This window comes from Variovorax sp. GW823-FHT04B03, assembly GCF_058796495.1.
Map to the genome: position 1 here is coordinate 406,528 of NZ_JBXAIT010000002.1, position 22,750 is coordinate 429,277.

19 protein-coding genes and 1 other RNA gene are annotated in these 22,750 nt (G+C 69.8%); 8 read left to right on the forward strand and 12 right to left on the reverse strand.

Features of this window, described 5'->3' with window-relative positions:
• Positions 1-30 precede the first annotated feature (30 nt).
• From moaA to moeA, 3 genes are read left to right on the forward strand one after another with little or no spacing between them, the layout of a single operon-like run.
• A complete protein-coding gene (gene moaA / locus AC1RAD_RS10635) occupies positions 31-1,170 on the forward strand; it encodes a GTP 3',8-cyclase MoaA (RefSeq protein ID WP_492734743.1) in 1,140 nt (379 codons plus the stop codon).
• Positions 1,171-1,181: 11 nt separating this feature from the next.
• Positions 1,182-1,826: a molybdenum cofactor guanylyltransferase MobA gene (gene mobA, locus AC1RAD_RS10640; RefSeq protein WP_307693018.1), complete on the forward strand. Its 645-nt coding sequence runs from the start codon at positions 1,182-1,184 to the stop codon at positions 1,824-1,826.
• Positions 1,823-3,139, forward strand: a complete 1,317-nt coding sequence (gene moeA, locus AC1RAD_RS10645; RefSeq protein WP_492734744.1) for a molybdopterin molybdotransferase MoeA — start codon at positions 1,823-1,825, stop codon at positions 3,137-3,139. Before mobA ends, moeA begins: the two co-directional genes overlap by 4 nt.
• Positions 3,140-3,161: 22 nt before the next feature.
• Here moeA and rnhA read toward each other — a convergent pair whose 3' ends face one another.
• Entirely contained in the window at positions 3,162-3,611 is a 450-nt protein-coding gene (gene rnhA / locus AC1RAD_RS10650; RefSeq protein WP_095745544.1) for a ribonuclease HI, read from the reverse strand.
• A 66-nt stretch (positions 3,612-3,677) separates the two neighbouring features.
• On the reverse strand, positions 3,678-4,439 hold the full coding sequence (locus AC1RAD_RS10655) for a class I SAM-dependent methyltransferase (protein ID WP_223301333.1): 762 nt from the start codon (positions 4,437-4,439) through the stop codon (positions 3,678-3,680).
• Here AC1RAD_RS10655 and gloB point away from each other — a divergent pair.
• The 3 genes from gloB (at position 4,438) to AC1RAD_RS10670 (ending at position 8,643) form a co-directional block, all read left to right on the forward strand.
• Positions 4,438-5,217, forward strand: coding sequence for a hydroxyacylglutathione hydrolase (gene gloB / locus AC1RAD_RS10660; RefSeq protein ID WP_492734745.1), 780 nt, complete (start codon positions 4,438-4,440; stop codon positions 5,215-5,217). The genes AC1RAD_RS10655 and gloB overlap by 2 nt on opposite strands.
• Complete coding sequence (locus AC1RAD_RS10665; protein ID WP_492734746.1) at positions 5,214-6,818, forward strand: transglycosylase SLT domain-containing protein; 1,605 nt, start codon at positions 5,214-5,216, stop codon at positions 6,816-6,818. Before gloB ends, AC1RAD_RS10665 begins: the two co-directional genes overlap by 4 nt.
• A gap of 64 nt (positions 6,819-6,882) precedes the next feature.
• Entirely contained in the window at positions 6,883-8,643 is a 1,761-nt protein-coding gene (locus tag AC1RAD_RS10670) for a monovalent cation:proton antiporter-2 (CPA2) family protein (protein ID WP_492734747.1), read from the forward strand.
• Between the two features lie 27 nt (positions 8,644-8,670).
• On the opposite strand, the gene AC1RAD_RS10675 is transcribed toward AC1RAD_RS10670, so the two are convergent.
• From AC1RAD_RS10675 to dnaX, 7 genes are all read right to left on the reverse strand, one after another.
• The gene (locus tag AC1RAD_RS10675) at positions 8,671-9,504 is read right to left on the reverse strand and encodes an ABC transporter permease (RefSeq protein ID WP_062473112.1); all 834 of its coding nucleotides are present in this window, start codon (positions 9,502-9,504) and stop codon (positions 8,671-8,673) included.
• A complete protein-coding gene (locus AC1RAD_RS10680) occupies positions 9,501-10,316 on the reverse strand; it encodes an ABC transporter ATP-binding protein (RefSeq protein WP_159276614.1) in 816 nt (271 codons plus the stop codon). The genes AC1RAD_RS10675 and AC1RAD_RS10680 overlap by 4 nt, the downstream gene beginning before the upstream one ends.
• 52 nt (positions 10,317-10,368) lie before the next feature.
• Positions 10,369-11,406: an ABC transporter substrate-binding protein gene (locus tag AC1RAD_RS10685; RefSeq protein ID WP_159271585.1), complete on the reverse strand. Its 1,038-nt coding sequence runs from the start codon at positions 11,404-11,406 to the stop codon at positions 10,369-10,371.
• A 138-nt stretch (positions 11,407-11,544) separates the two neighbouring features.
• Entirely contained in the window at positions 11,545-11,937 is a 393-nt protein-coding gene (locus AC1RAD_RS10690; protein WP_062473118.1) for an MAPEG family protein, read from the reverse strand.
• Positions 11,938-11,988: 51 nt separating this feature from the next.
• A complete protein-coding gene (recR, locus tag AC1RAD_RS10695; protein WP_062473120.1) occupies positions 11,989-12,579 on the reverse strand; it encodes a recombination mediator RecR in 591 nt (196 codons plus the stop codon).
• Between the two features lie 7 nt (positions 12,580-12,586).
• Complete coding sequence (locus tag AC1RAD_RS10700) at positions 12,587-12,919, reverse strand: YbaB/EbfC family nucleoid-associated protein (RefSeq protein WP_007836669.1); 333 nt, start codon at positions 12,917-12,919, stop codon at positions 12,587-12,589.
• 72 nt (positions 12,920-12,991) lie between these two features.
• Complete coding sequence (dnaX, locus tag AC1RAD_RS10705; RefSeq protein WP_492734748.1) at positions 12,992-14,848, reverse strand: DNA polymerase III subunit gamma/tau; 1,857 nt, start codon at positions 14,846-14,848, stop codon at positions 12,992-12,994.
• Between the two features lie 114 nt (positions 14,849-14,962).
• Between dnaX and ffs the strand changes: the two genes are divergently transcribed.
• Both ffs and AC1RAD_RS10715 read left to right on the forward strand, forming a co-directional pair.
• Positions 14,963-15,059: signal recognition particle sRNA small type (ffs, locus tag AC1RAD_RS10710), an RNA gene on the forward strand.
• Positions 15,060-15,164: 105 nt separating this feature from the next.
• Positions 15,165-15,593, forward strand: coding sequence for a GNAT family N-acetyltransferase (locus tag AC1RAD_RS10715; RefSeq protein WP_492734749.1), 429 nt, complete (start codon positions 15,165-15,167; stop codon positions 15,591-15,593).
• A gap of 13 nt (positions 15,594-15,606) precedes the next feature.
• On the opposite strand, the gene AC1RAD_RS10720 is transcribed toward AC1RAD_RS10715, so the two are convergent.
• From AC1RAD_RS10720 to AC1RAD_RS10730, 3 genes are read right to left on the reverse strand one after another with little or no spacing between them, the layout of a single operon-like run.
• Positions 15,607-16,845, reverse strand: a complete 1,239-nt coding sequence (locus AC1RAD_RS10720) for a TIGR03862 family flavoprotein (RefSeq protein ID WP_492734750.1) — start codon at positions 16,843-16,845, stop codon at positions 15,607-15,609.
• Positions 16,842-20,114: a UvrD-helicase domain-containing protein gene (locus tag AC1RAD_RS10725; RefSeq protein ID WP_492734751.1), complete on the reverse strand. Its 3,273-nt coding sequence runs from the start codon at positions 20,112-20,114 to the stop codon at positions 16,842-16,844. Before AC1RAD_RS10725 ends, AC1RAD_RS10720 begins: the two co-directional genes overlap by 4 nt.
• The gene (locus tag AC1RAD_RS10730; RefSeq protein WP_492734752.1) at positions 20,111-22,666 is read right to left on the reverse strand and encodes a PD-(D/E)XK nuclease family protein; all 2,556 of its coding nucleotides are present in this window, start codon (positions 22,664-22,666) and stop codon (positions 20,111-20,113) included. Before AC1RAD_RS10730 ends, AC1RAD_RS10725 begins: the two co-directional genes overlap by 4 nt.
• Positions 22,667-22,750 lie beyond the last annotated feature (84 nt).

Below are 22,750 nucleotides of genomic sequence, written 5' to 3' on the forward strand. Positions count from 1 at the left end.
CGGGCCATGGCGCAAAATCGGCATCGCCCCATGAAGAAAAGCAGCAGCACCGTCATTCCGATCGCTCAGGCCGGCCACGCCGTCGTGGCCGCGCCGGACATTGCCGTGCCCGCCACCGGCCTGCTGGCCGACCGGCTGGGCCGTCCGCTGACCGACCTGCGCATCAGCGTGACCGACCGCTGCAACTTCCGCTGCAGCTACTGCATGCCCAAGGACGTGTTCGACAAGGACTACCAGTACCTGCCGCACAGCGCCCTGCTGAGCTTCGAGGAAATCACGCGCCTGGCGCGCCTGTTCGCCTCGCACGGCGTGCACAAGATCCGCCTGACCGGTGGCGAGCCGCTGCTGCGCAAGCACATCGAGGGGCTCATCGCCCAACTGGCCGAGCTGCGCACGCCCGACGGCGACCCGCTCGAACTCACGCTCACCACCAACGGCTCGCTGCTGAAACGCAAGGCCGCCGCGCTGAAGGCCGCCGGCCTGCAGCGCGTGACCGTGAGCCTGGACAGCCTGGACGACGCCGTGTTCCGCCACATGAACGACGTCGACTTTCCGGTGGCCGACGTGCTGGCCGGCATCGACGCCGCCCTGGCCGCGGGCCTGGGCCCGATCAAGGTCAACATGGTGGTCAAGCGCGGCACCAACGAGCAGGAAATCTTGCCGATGGCGCGCTACTTCCGCGAACACCACGGCGGCAAGGTCGTGCTGCGCTTCATCGAGTACATGGACGTGGGCGCCACCAACGGCTGGCGCATGGACGAAGTGCTGCCCTCGGCCGACGTCATCGCCCGCATCGCAGCCGAGTTTCCGCTCGTGCCGCTCGAAGCCACCACGCCCGGCGAGACCGCCCAGCGCTGGGCCTATGCCGACGGCGGCGGCGAGATCGGCGTGATCAGCAGCGTGACCCAGGCCTTCTGCCACGACTGCAGCCGCGCGCGCCTGTCGACCGAGGGCAAGCTGTACCTGTGCCTGTTCGCAAGCCACGGCCACGACCTGCGCCCGATGCTGCGCGACGGCGCGAGCGACGGCGACATCGCCTCCGCCATCGGCCACATCTGGCAGGGCCGCGCCGACCGTTATTCCGAGCTGCGCGCCCTGCGCGGCCCCGACGACAGCGCCCCCGACGCGGCAGCGCCCCGGCGCGTCGAGATGAGCTACATCGGCGGATGAGGCCACCAGCCATGGGTACCGCACCGGCCATCGCAGCGGCCGACATCACGGGCCTCGTGCTCGCCGGCGGGCGCGGCACCCGCATGGGCGGAGTCGACAAGGGCCTGCAACTGCTCCAGGGCGAAGTGCTCGCCGCACATGCCGTGCGGCGGCTGCGCCCGCAGGTCGGCCGCGTACTGATCAATGCCAACCGGAACTTCGCCGCCTACGAAGCGCTGGGCGTGCCCGTGTTCGCCGACAGCGTGCCCGACCACCCCGGCCCGCTGGCCGGCATGCTGAGCGGGCTCGAACACTGCCCCACGCCCTGGCTGCTCACCGTGCCCTGCGACACGCCGCGCTTTCCACCCGACCTGGCAGCGCGGCTGGCCGAAGCCCTGGCCGCCGAGGGCGCCCACGCGCGCATCGCCATGGCCGCCGCGCCTGAAACCGAGGCCGACGGGCGCACGGTGCTGCGCCGCCAGCCGGTGTTCTGCCTGCTGCACATCGAACTGCGCGACAGCCTGCGCCGCTTTGTCGAGGAAGGCGGCCGCAAGGTCGGCGCCTGGACCGCGCAGCACAACGCCCTGACCGTTCCCTTCGACCGCCCCGGCGACGCGCCCGACGCCTTCTTCAACGCGAACACGCTGGCCGACCTGCAGACGCTCGAACAGCCATGAGCCGCATCGCCGCCATTGCCGCCGACCTCGCGGACTACGACGCGGGCGACCTCGACGTCGACACCGTCGCCGCCTTTCTCGCGCGCCTCGTCGCACCGCTGGCCGTGGCCGACACCGAAGAAGTCGCGCTGCGCGACGCGCTCGGCCGCGTGCTGGCCGACGACCTCGTCTCGCCCGTGAGCGTTCCGCCACACGACAACTCCGCCATGGACGGCTACGCCTTCGACGGCGCGCTGCTGCCGGCCGATGCGCCCATCGACCATTCGCTCACGCTGCGCGTGGCAGGCACGGCGCTGGCCGGCTCGGCCTGGCGCGGCGCGCTCGGGCCGCACGACGCGGTGCGCATCATGACCGGCGCGATGATGCCGGCCGGCCTGGACACCGTGATCCCGCAGGAGTTCTGCAAGGTCGACGGCGACCAAGTCTGCTTTCCGGCCCGCGTGCTGCGGTGCGGCGACAACCGCCGCCTGGCCGGCGAAGACCTGATGCAGGGCCAGCCGGCGCTGCGGCGCGGCGAGCGCCTGTCGCCGGCCGCGCTTGGCATGGTCGCCAGCCTCGGCCTGGCGCGCGTGACCGTGCGACGCCGGCTGCGCGTGGCGTACTTCTCGACCGGTGACGAAATCCTCTGCCTGGGCGACACGCCGCGCGAAGGCGCCGTGTACGACAGCAACCGCTACACCCTGTTCGGCCTGCTCACGCGGCTGGGCTGCGAGGTGGTCGACCTCGGCCTGGTGCACGACGATCCCGCCACGCTCGCGGCCACGCTGCAGCGCGCGGCGCACGAGGCCGATGCCATCGTCACCAGCGGTGGCGTGAGCGCAGGCGCGGCCGACCACACGCGCGACGTGATGCAGCAACTGGGCGACATGGCCTTCTGGCGGGTCGCGATGCGGCCCGGCCGGCCGCTGGCGGTGGGGCTGATTCCGCGTCCGCGCGAGGCCACGGCCACATCGGCCGTGCTGTTCGGACTGCCGGGCAATCCGGTGGCGGCGATGGTCGCGTTCCTGGCCTTCGTGCGGCCGGCGCTGCTGCGGCTGATGGGCTGCCACGACGAAGCCTGCGCCCCGCCGCCGCTGCTGCGCGCGCGCAGCGCCGGGCCCATCCGCAAGAAACCGGGGCGCACCGAGTACCAGCGCGGCGTTGTCCGTCAGGTGCCGGGGTCGTTGCCCGAGGTGCGGGTGGCGGCGCACCAGGGTTCGGGCGTGCTGAGCTCGATGCTCGAGGCCAACGGGCTCGTGGTGCTGCCCCACGAGCAGGGCCATGTCGACGCCGGGCAGGAAGTCGACGTGATGGTCTTCGAAGGGCTGATCTAGTCCCTGGCCCTTCCGCTGACGGTCAGATCCGGCCCAGGGCCTTGTCCACGCCCTTGTTGGCCAGCATGTCGGCCCGCTCGTTGCCCGGATCGCCCGAGTGCCCCTTGACCCAGCGCCACTCGATCTGGTGGCCGCCCTCGGACACCAGCTTGTCGAGCTTCTGCCAGAGCTCGACGTTCTTCACGGGCTGCTTGGTCGAGGTGAGCCAGCCCTTGGCCTTCCAGCCGCGAATCCACTCGGTGATGCCCATGCGCACATACTGGCTGTCGAGGTACAGCAGCACCTTGCAGGGCCGCTTGAGCGCGGCCAGGCCCTCGATCACCGCCGTGAGTTCCATGCGGTTGTTGGTGGTGTTGAGTTCACCGCCGAACAGTTCCTTCTCGGTGGGGCCCGACTTGAGCCACGCGCCCCAGCCGCCCGGTCCCGGGTTGCCCTTGCACGCGCCATCGGTGTAGATCACGACTTCGTTCAAACTGACTGTTCCTTTTTTCTCTAGCGTCATGCGGGCGATGCCGCCCGCGTCCATGGATTCGTTCGTTCACTGCTTGCTGCGGTGCACCTTGCCCGCGATGGGCACCGGCGCCGTCGCCCGCGCGCCGCTGCGGCGCCAGTCGGCGCTCAGCAGGCGCATGCCGCGCACGCGCTTCACCGCCACCAAGAAGTAGGCGGCGCCGAAGATCGGCCACCAGCGCTCGCCGGCGGCGTCCATCCAGCGCGAGCGCTCCAGCCAGGCGTCGCTGCGCACCGCCGGCCGGTAGATGCCGAAGCGGCCCGACTCCACCTCGAAGCTCAACAGGCGCAGCCAGTCGCGCATGCGCCAGTAGCCGATGAACTCGCCGGCCTCGGGCAGGAAGGTCTCACCCAGGCCCAGCCGGCGGTACAGGTGCCCGCGGCGCTGCCGCAGGCCCCACAGGCTGGTCGGGTTCAGGCCGCAGATCACCACCCGCCCCTCGGGCACCAGCACCCGCTCGACCTCGCGCAGCGTGGCGTGCGGATCGGGACTGAGTTCCAAGGCGTGCGGCAGCACCACGAGATCGAGGCTGTTGGCCGCGAACGGCAAGGCGGCGAAGTCGGTCACCAGCGTGGCCTTGCCGGCCCGCACCGGGTCGGTCAGGGCCAGCCAGCGGTGCGGCATGCGGTTGGCGCGCAGCCCGTCGACCTCGGCGGCCCCGAGCTGCAAGGCGTGGTAACCGAAAACATCGGCCACCGCCTCGTCGAACTGGGCCTGCTCCCAGGCCAGGAGGTAGCGGCCGGGGGGGGTCGCGAACCAATCCTGCAAACCTATAATTTGACCGCTCATGACCCTTGTTCCGCTGCCCGCTTTTGCTGACAACTACATCTGGATGCTGCACGACGGGCACCACGCCATCGTGGTGGACCCGGGCGATGCCCAACCGGTGTTCGATGCGTTGGCGCACCACAAGCTGCAGCTGGCCGCGATTCTAGTCACGCACCACCACCCCGATCACACGGGCGGCGTGGCCGCGCTGCATGCGGCCACGGGCGCGAAGGTGTGGGGCCCGGCGCGCGAACGCATCCCCGAGCCTTTCACGCCGCTGGTGCAGGGCGACATCGCACAGGCCCTGAGCCTGCGCTTCGAGGTCATCGACGTGCCGGGCCACACGGCCGGGCACATCGCCTATTTCCTGCCGGCCTCGGCCGCGCAGGCCCCCGTGCTGTTCTGCGGCGACACCCTCTTCTCGGGCGGCTGCGGCCGCCTGTTCGAGGGCACGCCCACGCAGATGCTCGCCTCGCTCGACGCCCTGGCCGCGCTGCCCGGCGACACGCGCGTGTGCTGTGCGCACGAATACACACTTGCTAACCTGAAGTTCGCCCGCGCCGTGGAACCCGGCAACGCCGAACTCACTCACTACAACGCGCATTGCGAAAGCCTGCGTGCACAAGGGCAGCCCACGCTGCCGTCGCAACTGGCGATCGAACGCCGGATCAACCCTTTTCTTCGCAGCCGCGAAGCCACCGTCTTTCGAGCAGTGCGGGCCCATGCCGAGCTTTCCGCGGATGCCGCCGAAGCCGAGGTGTTCGCCGCCCTGCGCCAATGGAAAAACGACTTCCGATGAAATTTATCGTTGCCACCTGCCTTGCAGGCTCCCTGGTACTCGCGGGCTGCGCGAGCACGGACAACAGCGCTTCTTCCTCCACCTCCGCCAAGGCCGGCACCGCTGCCGGCGGCACCGGCGCCCGCCCCTCGGGCAGCGCCACGCCCATCTATCCGCGTGACTCCAACCTCAGCCCGCTCACCAGCGGCCAGGCGCGTTCGCAGAGCGTGGTCACGCTGGCACCGCCGGCCGACATGTGGGACCGCATCCGCCGCGGTTTCAAGATGCCCAACCTGGAAAGCGACCTGGTGCGTGACCGCGAGCAGTGGTACGCCAGCCGGCCCGACTACATCCAGCGCATGACCGAGCGCTCGAACAAGTACATCTTCCACATCGTCGAGGAGCTCGAGCGCCGCAACATGCCGACCGAGCTGGCGCTGCTGCCGTACATCGAGAGCGCCTTCAACCCGCAGGCCGTGTCCAGCGCGCGCGCCGCCGGCATGTGGCAGTTCATGCCCGCCACCGGCACCGACTTCGACCTCAAGCAGAACATCTTCCGCGACGACCGCCGCGACGTGGTGGCCTCCACCCGCGCCGCGCTCGACTACCTGCAAAAGCTCTACGGCATGTTCGGCGACTGGCAGCTCGCACTGGCCGCCTACAACTGGGGCGAAGGCAGCGTGGGACGCGCCATCGCCAAGAACCAGCGCCTGGGCCTGCCCACCACCTACAGCGACCTGTCGATGCCGGCCGAGACCCGGCTGTACGTGCCCAAGCTGCAGGCCGTGAAGAACATCGTGGCCAACCCGCAGGCCTTCAACGCCGAGCTGCCGCTGATCGCCAACCACCCCTACTTCCAGACCGTGCCGCTCACGCGCGACCTCGACGTGGAACTGGCGGCCAAGCTGGCCGACGTGCGCATCGAAGACTTCCGCGCGCTCAACCCCGCCGCCCACAAGCCCGTGCTGATCGCGGCCGGCACCTCCGAGATCCTGCTGCCCTGGGACAACGCGGCGGTCTTCAAGCGCAACTTCGACGCCTACACGCAGGGCCAGTACGCCAGCTGGACCGCCTGGGTCGTGCCCACCACCATGACGGTGGCCGACGCCGCCCAGCGCTCGGGCATGAGCGAGTCGGACCTGCGCGCGCTCAACAACGTGCCGCCGCGCATGCTCATCAAGGCCGGCTCCACGCTGATCGTGCCGCGCGGCGCACGCGTGAAGGAAGACGTGGCGGCGGTCGTGGCCGACGGCGGCCACCTGAGCTTCCAGCCCGAGATCATCACGCGCCGCACCACCGTCAAGGCCGGCCGCTCGGACAACGTGGCGAGCATCGCGCGCCGCTACAACCTCAAGCCGGCGGCCGTGGCCGACTGGAACGACGTCAACCAGAACCACGCCTTCAAGCGCGGCTACAGCGTGGTCGTGTACCTGCCGGTGCGCGCCACGCCCGCGGCGCGTGTCGGCTCGGGTGCAGCGCCCGCGCGCGGCCGGGGTGCGGCGGTGGTCACGTCCAAGCGCGGCGGCGCGCCGGTGAAGGCCGCCGCACGCGGCAGCAGCAGCGCCAAGCAGGCCGTGGTGCGCCAGCCGCGCGGCGGCACGCCCTCCAAGCGCAAGCGCTGATCCCTGCCCTGCCGGCGGGCGGTGCCGGGCCCGGACCAAAAAAGCGACATCAGGAGGACAGGCCATGGCAGTCGAAGGAAGCGCGGGCGATCTCATCAAGGTCGTCACGCTGTTGGGGGCCGCCGTCGTGGCCGTGCCGCTGTTCAAGCGGCTCGGGCTGGGCTCCGTGCTCGGCTACCTGGCGGCGGGCCTGGCCATCGGGCCCTTCGGCTTCGGCCTTTTCTCCGACCCGCAGACCATCCTTCACACGGCCGAACTCGGTGTCGTGATGTTCCTCTTCGTGATCGGGCTCGAGATGCGCCCGTCGCACCTGTGGAGCATGCGGCGCGACATCTTCGGCCTGGGCAGCCTGCAGGTGGTGGTGTGCGGCATCCTGCTGACCGGCGTGGGCATGGCCTTCGGCTTCCCGCTCGCCGTCTCGTTCGTGTGCGCGATGGGCTTCGTGCTCACCTCCACGGCCATCGTGATGCAACTGCTCGGCGAGCGTGGCGACATCGCCGCGCCGCGCGGCCAGAAGATCGTCGCCGTGCTGCTCTTCGAAGACCTGCTGATCGTGCCGCTGCTGGCCATCGTCGCCTTCATCGCACCGGTGGATGCAGCGCAGCAGGCCATTGCACCTTCGCGCTGGATCGGCATCGGCATTGCCGTGGGTGCGCTCGCGGCGCTGGTGGCGGCCGGCATCTGGCTGCTCAATCCGCTGTTCCGCGTGCTCGCCAACTCCAAGGCGCGCGAGGTGATGACGGCCGCGGCACTGCTCGTGGTGCTGGGCGCGGCGCTGCTGATGCAGGTCGGCGGCCTGTCGATGGCCATGGGCGCCTTCCTGGCCGGCGTGCTGCTGTCCGAATCGACCTTCCGCCACCAGCTCGAAGCCGACATCGAACCCTTCCGCGGGCTGCTGCTCGGGCTGTTCTTCATCGGCGTGGGCATGTCGCTCGACCTCGCGGTGGTGGCGCAGAACTGGCAGCTCATCGTCGCGGGCGTGATCTCGATGATGGTGGTCAAGGCGCTGTGCATCTACGGCGTGGCACGGCTCGCCAAGAGTTCGCCCGCCGATGCGCTCGACCGCGCCGTGCTGATGGCGCAGGGCGGCGAGTTCGCCTTCGTGCTGTTCTCGTCGGCGCTCGCCGCCAAGGTCATCAGCCCGACGGTCAACGCCAACATGACGGCGGTGGTGGTGCTGTCGATGGCGCTCACGCCGTTGGTGGTGCTGGTGCATCGCCGCTTCGCACCCACCGCGCAGGCCTCGATGGAGGGCGTGGAGAAAGCCGAGGAACTGGCCGGCAACGTGCTCGTCATCGGCTTCGGCCGCTTCGGGCAGATCGCGATCCAGGGCGCGCTGGCGCGCGGTGCGTCCATCTCCATCATCGACAACGACACGCAGGTGATCCGCGACGCCGCCGACTTCGGCTTCAAGGTGTACTACGGCGACGGCGCACGCGCCGACGTGCTGCATGCGGCGGGCGCGCACAACGCCCGCGCGATCATGGTGTGCATCGACAACCGCGCCGTGGCCACGCGCATCGCCGAACACGTGAAGACCGAGTTCCCGCATGCGCACCTGATGGTGCGCGCCTTCGATCGCGAGCATGCGGTGGAGCTCGTGAAGCTCGACGTCGACTACCAGATCCGCGAGACCTTCGAATCTGCGATGGCCTTCGGCCGGCAAGGCGTGGTCGCACTGGGCGCCACGCCCGAGGAAGCCGACGAGGTGATCGACGACCTGCGCCGCCGCGACAAGGAACGGCTGGTGCTCGAGATGTCCGGCGGCCTCTTCGCGGGACGCGCGCTGGTGCAGGTCAACACCGAGACGCGCCAGACCCACTGAAGGCACTGAACGCGCTGAACGCGCGGCTCAGAGCTTCTCTGTCTCGCCGCTGCGCGGCTGCCACTTCATGAGCCGCTTCTCGATCAGGCCCACGAGCCCGTCGAGCGCCAGCGCGAAAGCCGTGAGCACCACGATGCCGGCGAAGACCGTGTTCACGTCGAAGGTGCCCTCGGCCTGCAGAATCAGGTAGCCCACGCCGCGCGCCGAGCCCAGGTACTCCCCCACCACCGCGCCGACGAAGGCCAGGCCCACGGAGGTGTGCAGGCTGGAGAACACCCAGCTCGTGGCGCTGGGCAGGTACACCGTGCGCAGCAGCTGCCGCTGGTTGGCGCCCAGCATCTTGGCGTTGGCCAGCACCACCGGGCTCACTTCGCGCACGCCCTGGTAGACGTTGAAGAACACGATGAAGAACACCAGCGTGACGGCCAGCGCCACCTTGCTCCAGATGCCCAGGCCGAACCACAGCGCGAAGATCGGCGCGAGGATCACGCGCGGCATCGAGTTGGCGGCCTTGATGTACGGATCGAGGATCAGGCTCGCCGTGGGCGCCAGCGCCAGCCACAGGCCGCAACCCAACCCGAGCGCCGTGCCGATGCCGAAGGCCAGCACCGTTTCGAGCAGCGTCGTGCCCAGATGGCGGTAGATGTCGGCGTTGCCCTTCAGGCCTTCGGGAAACAGCAGGTTCGGCGGCACCTCGAAGGGCAGGAACCAGCTCCAGATGCGCCCCGCTACCACGATCGGCTGGCCGAGGAAGAACGCGATCTGGTCGTTGCGCGAGGCCACGTGCCACAGCACAAGAATCACGGCGAGCAGCGCGAGCTGCCAGAAGCGCGCATGGCGTGCATCGAGGCGCGGCATCATGCGGCCTTCCTCAGTTGCTGCGCGTAGCCCTTGAGCACCTCGTCGCGCAGCACCTCCCAGATCTGGCGGTGCAGCTCCACGAAGCGCGGCTGCGTGCGCACCTCGGCGACGTCGCGCGGACGCGGCAGGTCGATCACGAACTCGCCGATCGGCCGCGTCGCCGGGCCGGCCGACAGCACCACCACGCGGTCGCTCATCGCAATGGCTTCATCGAGGTCGTGCGTGATGAAGAGCACGGCCTTCTTCTTCGCGCTCCAGAGTTCGAGCACCTCGTTTTCCATCAGCTGCCGCGTCTGCACGTCGAGTGCGCTGAAGGGCTCGTCCATGAGGATGATGTCGGGGTCGAGCACCAGCGTCTGCGCCAATGCGACGCGCTTGCGCATGCCGCCCGAGAGCTGGTGCGGATAGCGGTCGCCGAAGCCCGTGAGGCCCACGCGCGAGAGCCAGGCCTCGGCCTGCACATGCGCCTCGGCATCGGGCACGCCGCGGTACTGCAGCCCCACCTTCACGTTGTCGATGGCGCTGCGCCACGGCATCAGCGCCTCGGTCTGGAACATGTAGCCCGCGCGCTTGTTCACGCCCGTGAGCGGCTGGCCGAAGACCTTCACCCCGCCCGACGATGGCTCTAGCAAGCCCGCGCCCACGTTCAGCAGCGTCGACTTGCCGCAGCCCGTGGGCCCGACCACCGAGACGAACTCGCCCGCGCCGATGCGCAGCGTGGTGTCGTCCACCGCCGTGTAGCGCTGGCCCGGGTCGTCCTTCGAAAGGAAGGTGCAGCGGATGGAAAGAAGTTCGAGGGCGTAGTCGGACATGGCGCTCCGGAAGAAAAAACCCGGCCGAAGCCGGGTTGCTGAACGTTCGCAATCAGGCTTTGAACCTGTCTTTCGCACGCTTTGCAAAATCGTTGGTGTAGGTCCTGGCGAGGTCGATCTTGTCGGCCTTGACCGAGGTGTCGAAGCTCGCGATGGCATTCAGCGCCGTCTTCGGCCCTTCGGCCGGCACGAGGCCGTCGGTGGCGATGGACTCGCGCACCTTGTCGAACGACGCGAGGTACAGCGCGCGGTCGCCCAACAGGTAGGTCTCGGGCACGGTCTTGATGATGTCGCCCGGCCCCGCCGTCTGCAGCCACTTCAGGCCGCGCACGATCGCGTTGGCCAGCGCCTGGCAGGTGTTGGGATGCTTCTGGATGAAGTCGATCGGTGCGTAGAGGCAGGCCGCGGGCATCGGCCCGCCGAACACCTGCTCGGTGCCCTTGAGCGTGCGCGTGTCGCTGATGATCTTCACGTCGCCCTTCTGCTCCAGCATGGTCATCACCGGGTCGGTGTTGCTGATGGCGTCGATCTGGCCCGAGCGCAGCGCGGTGAGCGCGCCGGCCGCCACGCCCACGCCGATGAAGCTCACGTCGCTGGCCTTGAGGCCGCCGCGCGAGAGCACGAGGTTGGCCACCATGTTGGTCGACGAGCCCGGCGCCGAGACGCCGATCTTCTTGCCACGCAGGTCCTGGATGCCGGTGTAGCCCGCCATGTTCTTCGTCGACACGCCCACCGCGATCTGCGGTGCGCGGCCCTGCAGCACGAAGGCCTGGAAGAACTGGTTCTTGGCCTGCAGGTTGATCGTGTGTTCGTAGGCGCCCGAGCAGACATCGGCCGAGCCCCCCACCACCGCTTGCAATGCACGCGCGCCGCCCGCGAAGTCGGAAATCTCGACCTCGAGCCCTTCGGCCTTGAAGTAGCCGAGCTGCTCGGAGATGGTGAGCGGCAGATAGTAGAACGCCGCCTTGCCGCCCACCGCGATCGAGACCTTGGTTTTCTCCAGCTTGGCCTGCTGCGCAAAGACCCGCGGCAATGCAATCGCTGCGGCAGCGACTGCGGAGGCGGAGATGAGGGTTCTGCGATGAAGCATGGCGCGGTCCTGCGGGCTCTGTGATTCTGGTGAACTGAATCGAGCTTAGGCGTGCGCCCTGTGGGCCTGCATCGGGGTCATCCCGTGCGGGTTTTCACGTAAGCACGAAGGCCTCCTGGAGAAGCCTTCGCCAAGGCGCTATCGCGCCAGAAAAAGTATCGCGATATTGACCAGGAACGCGAGTGCCCAGACCGCGCTGCGCGCGCTCGGCGCGCCGCGGATGTAGAGCGCGAGATAGATCACCCGCAGCACCACGTAGGCTACCGCGAGCATGTCGAGCCGCGCCTGCGCCACGCCGAGCTGGTGCGCGATGAGCACCGCGCCGATGAAGAACGGCAGGCCTTCGAAGCTGTTGGCCTGCGCGCTGTTGGCGCGTGCGCGCCAGCCGCTTTGCTTGGCGGCCCAGTCGCGCGGATGCATGTTGTCGCGCACGCCGAAGCTGCCCGCCTTCGCGATCCATGCCGCGAGGTACGGCAGGCCGCAGGCGATGAACACGCACCAGTAGGCGACGGTGAGCAAAGAGAAGGTCATGGTGACGACAACGAAGAGAAAGAACGAACGCGGCCTGCGTGAGGCCGCGCGTCAGCGGCGATCGACCAGCGCGTGCGCGATCGTGCCGAGGTCGACGTACTCGAGCTCGCTGCCGGCCGGCACGCCGCGCGCCAGGCGCGTCACGGTGAGCCCGTGCTGCTTGAGCGCCTCGCCGATCACGTGCGCCGTGGCCTCGCCTTCGGCGGTGAAGTTGGTCGCGAGGATGACCTCGCTCACCGTGCCGTCGCGTGCGCGGTCGAACAGCTTCTGCAGGCCGATGTCCTTCGGCCCGATGCCGTCGAGCGGACTGAGCTTGCCCATGAGCACGAAGTAGTAGCCGCGAAAGGCGCCCGTGCGTTCGAGCGCGGCCTGGTCGGCCGGCGTCTCGACCACGCACAGCTTGGTGCCGTCACGCCGCGAGTCCATGCAGACATGGCAGATCGGCGCTTCGGTGAAGGTGTTGCACAGCTCGCAGTGCCGCACCTGGCCTGCCGCCTGCTGCAGCGCGCGCGCGAGCAACTGCGCGCCCTCGCGGTCGTGCTGCAGCAGGTGGAAGGCCATGCGCGAGGCCGACTTGACGCCGACACCGGGCAACCGGCGCAGCGCATCGACCAGCGCATCGAGCGAACTGGCGTCTGCCATGCCTCGCTTAGAACGGGAGCTTCATGCCGGGCGGCAGGCCGGGCATGCCGGCCGTCAGCTTGCCCATCTTCTGCTCGCTGGTTTCCTCGGCCTTGCGCACGGCGGCGTTGAAGGCAGCAGCCACGAGGTCTTCGAGCATGTCCTTGTCGTCGGCCAGCAGGCTGGGGTCGATGGTGATGCGCTTGACGTCGTGCTTGCAGGTCATGACGACCTTGACGAGACCGGCGCCCGACTCGCCTTCGACCTCGATGTGCGCCAGTTCTTCCTGGGCCTTCTTGAGGTTGTCCTGCATTGCCTGCGCCTGCTTCATGAGGCCGGCCAGTTGTCCTTTGTTGAACATCGTTGGTCCTGTCTGTGATGGGTTGGTGATGGAAAGAATACGGTCGAAAATGCGGCGACTGCGGCGCCGGCTTCAGAGGGGCTTCAGCGATCCGGGAACAATCTTCGCATCGAAGTCGCGCATCAGCATCTGCACCTCGGGGTCGCTGCGGATGGCTTCCTCGGCCACCCGCTGGCGCTCGTCTGCCGCCTGCTTGTTGCGGCGCGCCGGGCTGTCGACCACGCCGCCGATCTCGATGGCCAGCCTCACATTGTGGCCGAGGCCCTGCAGCGCCGCCGTGAGCTTCTCGCGGCTGGACGGCTGGTTGAGGGTTTCGCGCTCGATGCGCAGCATCCACTGGTCGGTGTCGCGCGCCACCAGCTGCGACTGGAGCGCCAATTCGCGTGCCAGCGCCGCGACACTTTCGGCCGCGACGAGCTGCATGACCGTGGCATGCCAGAAGTCGCCCTCTTCGCTCGGAGGGATCGGGGTGTAGGTGCTGCGCTGTTCTTCTTCGCGCGGCACGTCGCGCTGGCCGGGCGGCGGCTGCACGCGGATCGGCACGCCGACGACATGGGCCGCGGGGGCGTCGGACGCCTCCTGCGGGGCAGGCCGGGGCATGGGCTGGCGCTGCGGGGCGTCGACCACCGCGAGCCGCTGACCGGCCGGTGCGGGTTGTGCGAATTGTGCGGGCGGTTGCGAAGGCGCGGCAGCAGGTGCCGGATCGGGCACCGAAGGCCGGGAAACCGGGGCAGCTTCGCGCGCGGGAGCCCGCGGCGCGGCGCCACCGGCGTCATTCAGAGTTTTTTTTTCCGTGGAGGCCGTCGAGGCGGCCGCGTGGGAAGGCTTGAAGGCCAGCAGCCGCAACAGCACCATGGTCAGCGCCGCGTACTCATCGGGCGCCAGGCCCAGCTCGCCGCGCCCATGCAGGCACAGGCTGTACAGCAGCTGCGTCTCGTCAGCGGGCATCAACGACGCCAGCCGCGCCGTGTCGGCCGCGTCGGGGTCGGTGGCCGCATCGGCCGATTCGGCGCGCGAGGGCACGGCCTGCAGCACGGCCATGGCCTGCAGCACCGCCGTCATTTCTTCGAGCGTGGACGCGGCGGACATGCCGTCGCGACGCAGCGCCTCGGAGGTGTCGACGACGGTCTTGCCGTCGCCTTGTGCCAGCGCTTCGATCAGGCGGAACACATGGCCGCGGTCGACGCTGCCGAGCATCTGGCGCACACCGGTCTCGAGCAGCTCGCCGTTGCCGAAGGCGATGGCCTGGTCGGTGAGCGAGAGCGCGTCGCGCATCGAGCCGCGCGCGGCGCGCGCCAGCAGGCGCAGCGCCTGCGGCTCGGCCGGCACCTGCTCGGTCTGCAGCACGCTCGTGAGGTGTTCGAGCACCGTCTCGGGCGCCATCGGCCGCAGGTTGAACTGCAGGCAGCGCGACAGCACCGTCACCGGCACCTTCTGCGGATCGGTCGTGGCCAGCACGAACTTGAGGTACTCGGGCGGCTCCTCGAGCGTCTTGAGCATCGCGTTGAACGCGGTGTTCGTGAGCATGTGCACTTCGTCGATCATGAAGACCTTGAAGCGCCCCTGCACCGGCTTGTAGACCGCCTGTTCGAGCAGCGACTGCACTTCGTCGACGCCGCGGTTGGAGGCCGCATCGAGCTCGGTGTAGTCGACGAAGCGGCCCGAATCGATGTCCTGGCAGGCCTGGCACACACCGCAGGGCGTGGCCGTGATGCCACCCTGCCCGTCCGGGCCCTGGCAGTTGAGCGACTTGGCCAGGATGCGCGACACCGTGGTCTTGCCCACCCCCCGCGTCCCGGTGAACAGATAGGCGTGGTGCAGGCGCTGCGTCGTCAGCGCGTTTTCCAGCGCCTGGACCACATGCCCCTGACCGACCATCTCACCGAAGGTTTTCGGACGGAACTTGCGAGCGAGCACGAGATAAGACATTGCGGGCATTCTAAAAGGCGCGGCGGGGGTCACTTCACGCTTGTTTCCCATCCGCCGTCGAAATGATTCACGCCCCGGCCAAGGGGGCAAATCCGCGCGGTTAGAATGCAGGCTGACGGGCCTCCCTGCATGGTGAAGTGGCCAACCGGGTCAGGTGGGGAACCAAGCAGCCCTAACTGCGTAGTCAGTGCCAGGGGTAAGGCTCGTCAACCTAACATCCAGAAGCCGTGAGTTCCTTTTCAGAGAACTCACGCGCTGTGTCCAGGGGTTACCGACCCCAGACACCTCAAATTCCCAGAACTTCGCGCAGCCATCCATGAACTTGGACATCCGGCCCGCCCGCATCAGTGATCTCGAAGCGTTGGTGCGCCTCGACACCGTGGCCGCGCACGATGCGCACCGCGCCGTGCAGATCAAAGGCTGGATCGAAGATCGCTTCTGCCATGTGATCGAGACGAATGGCGAGATCGCCGCCTACGGCGTGCTGCACCACCACTTCTTCGACTGCGGCTTCATCGAGATGCTCATGGTCGGCGAGCCATTTCGCCGCAGGCGACTCGGCCTGAGGCTCGTCGATCACTTCCAGTCGATCTGCGAACGCCCCAAGCTCTTCACCTCCACGAACCGCTCCAACGCGGCGATGCACGCGCTGCTGAAAGAAGCCGGATTCAGGGAGAGTGGCCACATCGAGAACCTCGATGCGGACGACCCCGAGCAGGTCTTTTTCTGGCCGTGCAAGCGCTGAGCAGCGCCTGCCGCTACAGCCCCAGCCGCTGGATCGCGCCGCGCGCCGCAGCCGCGCCGCTGGCCATCGCTGCCGTGAGCAGGTAGCCGCCGGTCGGCGCTTCCCAGTCGAGCATCTCCCCTGCCGCGAACACGCCGGGCAGCGCCGTCGCCATCAGGGCCGGATCGAGCGCGTCGAAGCGCACGCCGCCCGCCGTGCTGATCGCCTCGTCGACCGGCCGCGTTGCGACCAGCTTCAACGGCACCGCCTTGATGGTGGCCGCCAGCTGCGCCGGGTCCTGCATCGCTTCCTTGCTCAGCGCTTCGTGCAGCACGCCCGCCTTGATGCCCTCGATGCCGAGACGGCTCTTGAGATGGCTGCTCAGCGAACGCGCGCCGCGCGGATGCTTCACCGCGGCGAGCACCTGTTCGGCGCTGCGGTCGGGCAGCAGGTCGAGCAGCAGCGTCGCACTGCCGTTCGCTGCAATCTCGTCGCGCAGCAGCGCCGACGCCGCATAGACCAGGCTGCCTTCGATGCCGGTGGCCGTGGCAACGAACTCGCCCTTGCGCGCAAAGTGCCGCCCCTGGCTGTCGGTGAAGGCGATCGCGACCGATTTGAAAGGCTGCCCCGCGAAGCGGCTCGAAAAATGCTCGCTCCAGCCTGCGCCGTCGAAGCCGCAATTGGCGGGCAGCAGCGGCGCCACCGCCACGCCCTGCGCTTGCAGCCACGGAGCCCACGCCCCGTCGGAGCCCAGGCGCGCCCAGCTCGCGCCGCCCAGGGCCAGCACCACGGCATCGGCCTTGGCGGTGACCTCGCCCGCCGGCGTCGCGAAGCGCAGCGCGTTCGCATCGAAGGCCCCGTCACCCACCCAGCGATGGCGCATGTGGAATTGCACGCCCGCGGCGCGCAGGCGATGCAGCCAGGCGCGCAGCAAGGGCGCGGCTTTCATGTCGGTCGGGAACACGCGACCCGACGTGCCGACGAAGGTCTCGATGCCCAGCCCGGCCGCCCACTCGCGCGTCTGCTGCGGGCCGAAGGCCGCGAGCAGCGGTTCGAGCTGCGCACGGCGCTCACCGAAGCGGGTCACGAACACGTCGAAGGGCTCCGAGTGCGTGAGGTTGAGGCCGCCGCGGCCGGCCAGCAAGAACTTGCGGCCCACCGAGGGCATCGCGTCGTAGACATGCACCTGCGCGCCGGACGCGCTCAGCACTTCGGCCGCCATCAGGCCGGCAGGTCCGCCGCCGATGACGGCGACGGTAGAAGAAACAGTCATTCGAGATTCACCAGTTCGCCCTGCCCGGTCAGGAACGCGGCGCGCACCGTGGCACCGGGGTAGGCATGTTGCACGGCAGCGCGGTAGCGCTGCATCTGTGCGATCAGGGCCGCGTCCCGTTCGGGGCGCGCGGCCGATTTGTAGTCGAGGATCCACCATGCGCCGGTGGCGCGCTCGCGCACCAGCCGGTCGATGCGCAAGGTATCGCCCTCGTGGACCAGCGTGACTTCATTGCCATGCCAGTCGATGCTGCGATCGTCCCACACCCAGGCACCAGCGCCCGCGCGGATGCGCTGGGCCAGCGCCGCGGCGCCGCGTGCCTGCTGCGGATCGAGCATGAATTCGCGCGCGGCCGCCCGCACATGCGCCGGCGGCAGCGCCTCGCCGGGCACCGCCCATTCGAGCAGCCGGTGCATGGCCTGGCCGAACGCGGCGGCGCGTGCGTCGACCGTGGCGTCTTGTGCCTTTTTCTTTTCGGGCGGCGCACCGGTTGCAGCCACGAGCGGTGCGGGCAGGCGCTTCATCGCGAAGGTGCCCACTCCGGTCTCGCCGGCGGCGGAGGCTTCGACCAGCGGCTCGTCGGCCTCGGTCGGCTCGCACAGCGGCTCCAGCCGCGCCCACCAGCTGCCCTCGTTGGCGCGCGACGGTTTCACCGACGACAGCACCAGCCGCTCGCGGGCCCGCGTGGTCGCCACATAGAGCCCGTTGAGTTCTTCGCGGTGGCGCGCGCGCTGCTCCTCCTCGAGCAACGCGGCGGCGCAGGCCGGAGGGGTCTTCTCGCTGGCCAGGAACACGAAGCGCGTCGGCGCGCTGTCGCTGCCCTTCCACTCGACCAGCACGCCCATGGTCTGCGCGCGCGGCGGCGGCGCGTCGCAGTCGAGCATCAGCACGGTGTCGGCTTCAAGGCCTTTGGCTCCGTGCACGGTCAGCAGCTGCACGGCCTCGGGCGCGGCCACGGTGGGCGCGCGCACACCGCCCGCGCGCAAGGCTCGCACCAGGGCATAAGGCGTCGCGAAGCGCGCACCGTCGATGTCGAGCGAGGCGGCGACCAGCCCCCGCAGGTTGGCCAGCGCGCTCTGGCGCAAGGCCGCCGGCACCGCGGCGCCGAACTTCGCGAGCACGTCGCCGTCGTGAAAGATCGCGTCCAGCGCGTCGTGCGGCGGCATTGCCATCAGCCAGCGCTGCCAGCGGCGCAGCTGCACGCCCGCCTCGGTCAGCACGGGCGGCAGGCCTTCGCCCTTCTGGATCAGCGAGAACCAGCTGGCGACCGGCGTCTCGCGCTGGCAGCGCGCCAGCTGCACCAGCGTGTCGTCGTCGATGCCGAACAGCGGCGACTTGAGTGCGCGCGCCAGCGAAAGATCGTGCGCGGGCGACACCAGCGCGTCGAGCAGCGCGACCACGTCCTGCACCTCGGGTGCGTCGTTCAGGTCGTTCTTCTCGGGCTGCTGCACGGGAATGTGGCGGCGGCGCAGCGCGTCCTGCATGGCCGACAGCCGACTGCGGCGGCGCGCCAGCACCATGATCTGGCGCGGCGGCGTGCCGTCGGCGATGCGCTGCGCGACCCAGCGCGCGGCCTGCTCGCACTCCTTCTGCAGCAGTTGCTCTTCGGGCAGCACGCGCGGCGTGACGAGGCTGTCGCGCCAGTGCAGCATGCCGTCGTCGGCCGGCGCGGCGGCCACCGTGGTGTCGAGCGCGTCGCGGTCGATGGCGGGCAGCTTCAGCAGCTCGCCGTCGTCGCCGCGCTCGGTGGTGTGGGCGCGGTAGCCGTCGAACTCGCCGGCCGCCTGCGCGGCCAGCATCGCGCTGTTGACGAGGCCGACCACGGCACGCGCGTTGCGGTGCGTGTGGTCGCAGTTGAGCAGTTCGCCGCCGAGCCCTTCGCGCACGAACTTCTTGGCAGCGATGAACACCTGCGGCTCGGCGCGGCGAAAACGGTAAATGCTCTGCTTGGGATCGCCCACGATGAACACGCGCGGCGCACTGCCGCCCGCGCCGGTGTAGGCACTGAGCCAGCCGTAGAGCGCCTGCCACTGCAGCGGGTTGGTGTCCTGGAACTCGTCGATCAGCAGGTGCGCGACGCGCGCGTCGAGCCGCTCCTGCACCCAGCCCGACAGCGCCGACTGGCCCAGGAGCAGCTGCGCGGCCTGTTCGACGTCGTTCATGTCGACCCAGCCGTGGGCGCGCTTGACCTCGCCGAAGGCGGTGATCAGCAGGCGCGTGAGCCGCGTCATGCGTTGCTGGTAGAGCCAGGCCGCGTGCTGCGCCTGCGCCGCGCACAGCAGCTGCAGTTCGATCTCGGCCTCTTGCGCCGCGGGGAATTTCTGCAGGTTCTTGGTGAGCCGGTCTTCGCTCGCGACGAAGAAGGTCTTGCGCAGCACGGCGAGCGCGTCGGCCAGCGCCTCGGGCACGGGTTCGCCGGTGCCGAACACGTCGATGATGGCTTCGGCCGCCTTCTGCGGTGTCTTGTTGGCCTCGCGGCCGAGGGCGGCGGCGCGGTCGAGCCAGCGGCGGCGCACGGCCTCGCCGCGCAGCGCGTCGGTCGGCAGCTCCAGCCCCTGAAGGGCCGGGTACAGCACGTCGAACGGCGTCACCGCATCCTGGGGATCGGACAGCGAGAACTCGACCCGCTTCGACAGCGCCTCGCCCAACGCCTTCGCCGTCTGCGAGCGGCCGTGGGTGGCGACGACGGCGTAGTAGTCGGCCAGCGCGCGCGCGTCGCCGGTCACGGCCTCGAAGAACGGACGCCAGGTGTGGTTGCGCGCCTCGGCATCGTCTTCGAGCAGCTCGTAGTTCGCCGGCAGCCCCAGCTCGCGCAGCACGGCGAGCGGCGCGTTGCGCAGCAGGCCCGCGAACCACGCGTGGAAGGTGCGGAACTGCACCGGGCGCCCGCCTTCGAGCAGCCGCCGGTAGAGCCCCTGCAGGCGCGGCACGGCCGCCTGCGCGGCCTCCGGTGTCATGCCGCGCATCACGAGTTCGCGCTGCGAGGCGGCCGGATCGAGTTCGGCGAACAGCGCGAGCCACTGGTCGAGCCGCTCGCGCATTTCGCCGGCGGCCTTCTTGGTGAAGGTGATGGCCAGGATCTCGTGCGGCTCGCAGGCGGAATCGCCCTCTTCGAGCAGCGCGCGCACGATGCGCGACACCAGCATCCAGGTCTTGCCGGCGCCCGCGCAGGCTTCGACCGCGACCGAGCGCCGCGGATCGCAGGCGACGGTGTAGAAGGCCTCGCGCGCGACGTGCCGGCCATTGTGTTCGTAGGCAGCGCCGTTCATGGCGTGACCTCCCAGAAATCCTTGCGGCACAGGCCGCGTGCGGCGCAGAAATCGCAGACGCTGCCCTCACCCAGCGGCGGCAGCGGCGCGCCCTGCGCGATGCGCGCGAAGTCGTCGATGATGCCGGCGACCAGCGCATCGCGCGCCTCGACCACGGCGGGCTGCTCGACGGTCTGCGTGCCGGACGACTTCTCGCCCACGTTGACGTAGGCCGCACGCAAGGTGTCGTCGGCCACCAGCGCGGCGTAGAAGGCGAGCTGCGTGTCCTCGGTCGGGTCCTTCACGCGCTCCTTGGTGACGGAGGCGGTCTCGGTCTTGTAGTCGATCACGAAGGGCTGGCCGTCGGCCGTGCGGTCGACGCGGTCGAGCCGGCCGACCAGCCGCAGGGTGCCCAAGGGCTGCTCTTTCCAGGGTTCGGCCTCGACGAAGACCGCCCCGTCTGCTTCATGTTTCGCGAGCCAGTCGAGATACCCGTCGCGCACCGCCGGCCACGCGGCGGCGAAGGGCAAGAACTCGGCGTCGGAGTAGCCGAGGGTTTGCGTGACATCGCGCGCGGTGTCGGCGAGCAGCGCGGCGCGCGCTTGCGCATCGCTTGTCGGCGCGTCGCGCAGGGTCTCGTGGAACTGGCCCAGCACCGCGTGCAGCCAGTTGCCGAAGTCGCGCTTGTCGACCTCGGCATCGAGCTCGTCGGCGGTGCGCAGGCCCAGCTGGCGCAGCGCGAAGAAGCGATAGGGGCAGCGCCGCAGGTCTTCGTAGACGCTGGTCGACACGTTGGTGAGCGGCAGCAGCGCGCCCGAGGGCGTGGGCCGCAGGGTCGGCGTGACGGTGACGTCGCGCGGCGTGCGCGGATCGACGCCCGGCTGCAATGCGTGCGCGAGCTGCAGGGCCTGCACCAGCGGGCTCGGCCGCACGGGCTCGCCGCTGGCGTCGGAATGGCGCCAGACCAGGTCGCAGTTCGGGTTGCGCGTGGCCATGGCCCAGGCCGCGCGCTGCGCGGTCTCCAGCACCTCGCGCGAGGCCAGCCCCAGGTCGAGGCGCTGCGCCGCGCTCCAGTTGCCCGGCGGCTCGGGCGACGCGGGCATGCGGCGGTCGTCGCAGCCGGGAATGACGACGGCGCCGAAGACGCGGCCCAGCAACTGGTACATCGGCAGCACGGACACCTTGGGCGCCTCGTCGCCGGCGGGCGGCACGAAGCTGGCGTCTTCGAGTACGTCGCGCGCCCAGGCCGTGAACTCGGCCAGGCTGTGGCGTCCGCCGGGGAATTCGTCTTCCTCGCCGTGCGCGTCGGCATCGAGCCAGAGGGCGGCGATCACCTTGGCGCCCGCGAAGTCGGCGGCGAGCGCGTCCCACTGCTCGCCGGCCGTCAACAGCTCGCGCAGCGCGCGGTGCCACTCGGCCAGGGAGCGCGCGCGCGCCATCGGGGCGCGGCGGGTTTCGATGGTGACGGTGAACGTGCGCAGGCCTTCGTCCTGCGGCTTGTCGCTGCGCGCGATCAACGCGCACCAGGCCTGCCAGTCGCGCACGCCTTCGCGCCGCAGGCGCATTTCGAGCGACTGCACGGCGAACCCATCGACCTCGGCGCCGCTCTTGAGCCATTCGAGCACCTGGTCGGTGGCCGCGTCGTGCGCACAGGCGCGCAAGGCACTCATCAGCGTGGCGGCGGCGCGCGTGGTGGACAGCTTCCAGCCGGTTTCGTCGTGCGTGACGATGCCCTGCGTGCTCAGTTGGGCGCTGATGCGGCGGGTGAGCGCGCGATCGGTGGCAACGAGCGCAACCGGCGCGCGGCCCTCGGCCAGGTGCTGCAGCACGCAGGCGGCGGCCAGCTGGGCCTCGTCCTCGGGGTCGAGCGCCACATGGGCGTGAGCAGAAGACGGCGGGGCATCGGCGGGCACGAGCGGAATGCGGATCGCGCGGTCGCCCCACAGCGCGCACAGGGCCTGCGTGAGCGGATCGGTCTGGAAGCCTTCGAGCACGATCAGCGCATCGACCTGGCTGCGCGCCGCGTCGCGCAGCAGCACGTCGGTCGCGTAGCCCGAGTTCGCGGCCCAGGCCACGGCGACACGGATCAGCGCGCTCTCGATGCGGAACCACTCCGACTCGCTGCCGGCATCGGCCACCTTGGACGCCCCTTGAGCCCAATCGCTGCCGCGCACCTCAGGCGCCACGGCGGATGCCAGCGGCGCCAGCTGGTAGGCCAGCTCGACCACGCGCCCCGCGAGCGCGAAGCGTTCGGCCTGGAAGCCCGATTGCGCGAGCAGGCCCTGGGCCGTGACCAGGTCGCGCGCCATGTCGAAGGCGATGTCGTAGCCGGACGGCAGGAAGCCGCCCGCGCTGCGCGCCCAGTTGTGCGTGGTCTCGAAGCGCGGCACGAAGCCCGGGCTGCCGCAGCGCGCCCACATGCCGCGCGCGACCGCCATCAGCTGCGCGTACGGCACCAGCACCACGGTGCGCGCCGCATGCAGCTGGCGCTCGTCGAGCGCGCGCACGATCCGCGCGACGACGCCGTCGGCGGGATCGCACCACAGGGCCTGGACGGGGTGGCCTTCGTTCATGTTCTATCGAGGGGGTTGAGGGGGTCGGCGGCAGGGCCGCAAAGGGCTTTGGCTATCGCCGCCATAGCCGGGCCGCATGGCACG

What these genes read in the sequence shown, in the direction of transcription:
- dnaX (WP_492734748.1), bottom strand. Translation starts at nt 14,848, where the DNA reads ATGTCTTATCTCGTGCTCGCTCGCAAGTTCCGTCCGAAAACCTTCGGT.
- AC1RAD_RS10715 (WP_492734749.1), top strand. Translation starts at nt 15,165, where the DNA reads ATGAACTTGGACATCCGGCCCGCCCGCATCAGTGATCTCGAAGCGTTG.
- AC1RAD_RS10665 (WP_492734746.1), top strand. Translation starts at nt 5,214, where the DNA reads ATGAAATTTATCGTTGCCACCTGCCTTGCAGGCTCCCTGGTACTCGCG.
- recR (WP_062473120.1), bottom strand. Translation starts at nt 12,579, where the DNA reads ATGGCAGACGCCAGTTCGCTCGATGCGCTGGTCGATGCGCTGCGCCGG.
- mobA (WP_307693018.1), top strand. Translation starts at nt 1,182, where the DNA reads ATGGGTACCGCACCGGCCATCGCAGCGGCCGACATCACGGGCCTCGTG.
- AC1RAD_RS10700 (WP_007836669.1), bottom strand. Translation starts at nt 12,919, where the DNA reads ATGTTCAACAAAGGACAACTGGCCGGCCTCATGAAGCAGGCGCAGGCA.
- AC1RAD_RS10655 (WP_223301333.1), bottom strand. Translation starts at nt 4,439, where the DNA reads ATGAGCGGTCAAATTATAGGTTTGCAGGATTGGTTCGCGACCCCCCCC.
- moeA (WP_492734744.1), top strand. Translation starts at nt 1,823, where the DNA reads ATGAGCCGCATCGCCGCCATTGCCGCCGACCTCGCGGACTACGACGCG.
- AC1RAD_RS10680 (WP_159276614.1), bottom strand. Translation starts at nt 10,316, where the DNA reads ATGTCCGACTACGCCCTCGAACTTCTTTCCATCCGCTGCACCTTCCTT.
- gloB (WP_492734745.1), top strand. Translation starts at nt 4,438, where the DNA reads ATGACCCTTGTTCCGCTGCCCGCTTTTGCTGACAACTACATCTGGATG.
- AC1RAD_RS10690 (WP_062473118.1), bottom strand. Translation starts at nt 11,937, where the DNA reads ATGACCTTCTCTTTGCTCACCGTCGCCTACTGGTGCGTGTTCATCGCC.
- AC1RAD_RS10730 (WP_492734752.1), bottom strand. Translation starts at nt 22,666, where the DNA reads ATGAACGAAGGCCACCCCGTCCAGGCCCTGTGGTGCGATCCCGCCGAC.
- AC1RAD_RS10670 (WP_492734747.1), top strand. Translation starts at nt 6,883, where the DNA reads ATGGCAGTCGAAGGAAGCGCGGGCGATCTCATCAAGGTCGTCACGCTG.
- AC1RAD_RS10685 (WP_159271585.1), bottom strand. Translation starts at nt 11,406, where the DNA reads ATGCTTCATCGCAGAACCCTCATCTCCGCCTCCGCAGTCGCTGCCGCA.
- moaA (WP_492734743.1), top strand. Translation starts at nt 31, where the DNA reads ATGAAGAAAAGCAGCAGCACCGTCATTCCGATCGCTCAGGCCGGCCAC.
- AC1RAD_RS10675 (WP_062473112.1), bottom strand. Translation starts at nt 9,504, where the DNA reads ATGATGCCGCGCCTCGATGCACGCCATGCGCGCTTCTGGCAGCTCGCG.
- AC1RAD_RS10725 (WP_492734751.1), bottom strand. Translation starts at nt 20,114, where the DNA reads ATGAACGGCGCTGCCTACGAACACAATGGCCGGCACGTCGCGCGCGAG.
- AC1RAD_RS10720 (WP_492734750.1), bottom strand. Translation starts at nt 16,845, where the DNA reads ATGACTGTTTCTTCTACCGTCGCCGTCATCGGCGGCGGACCTGCCGGC.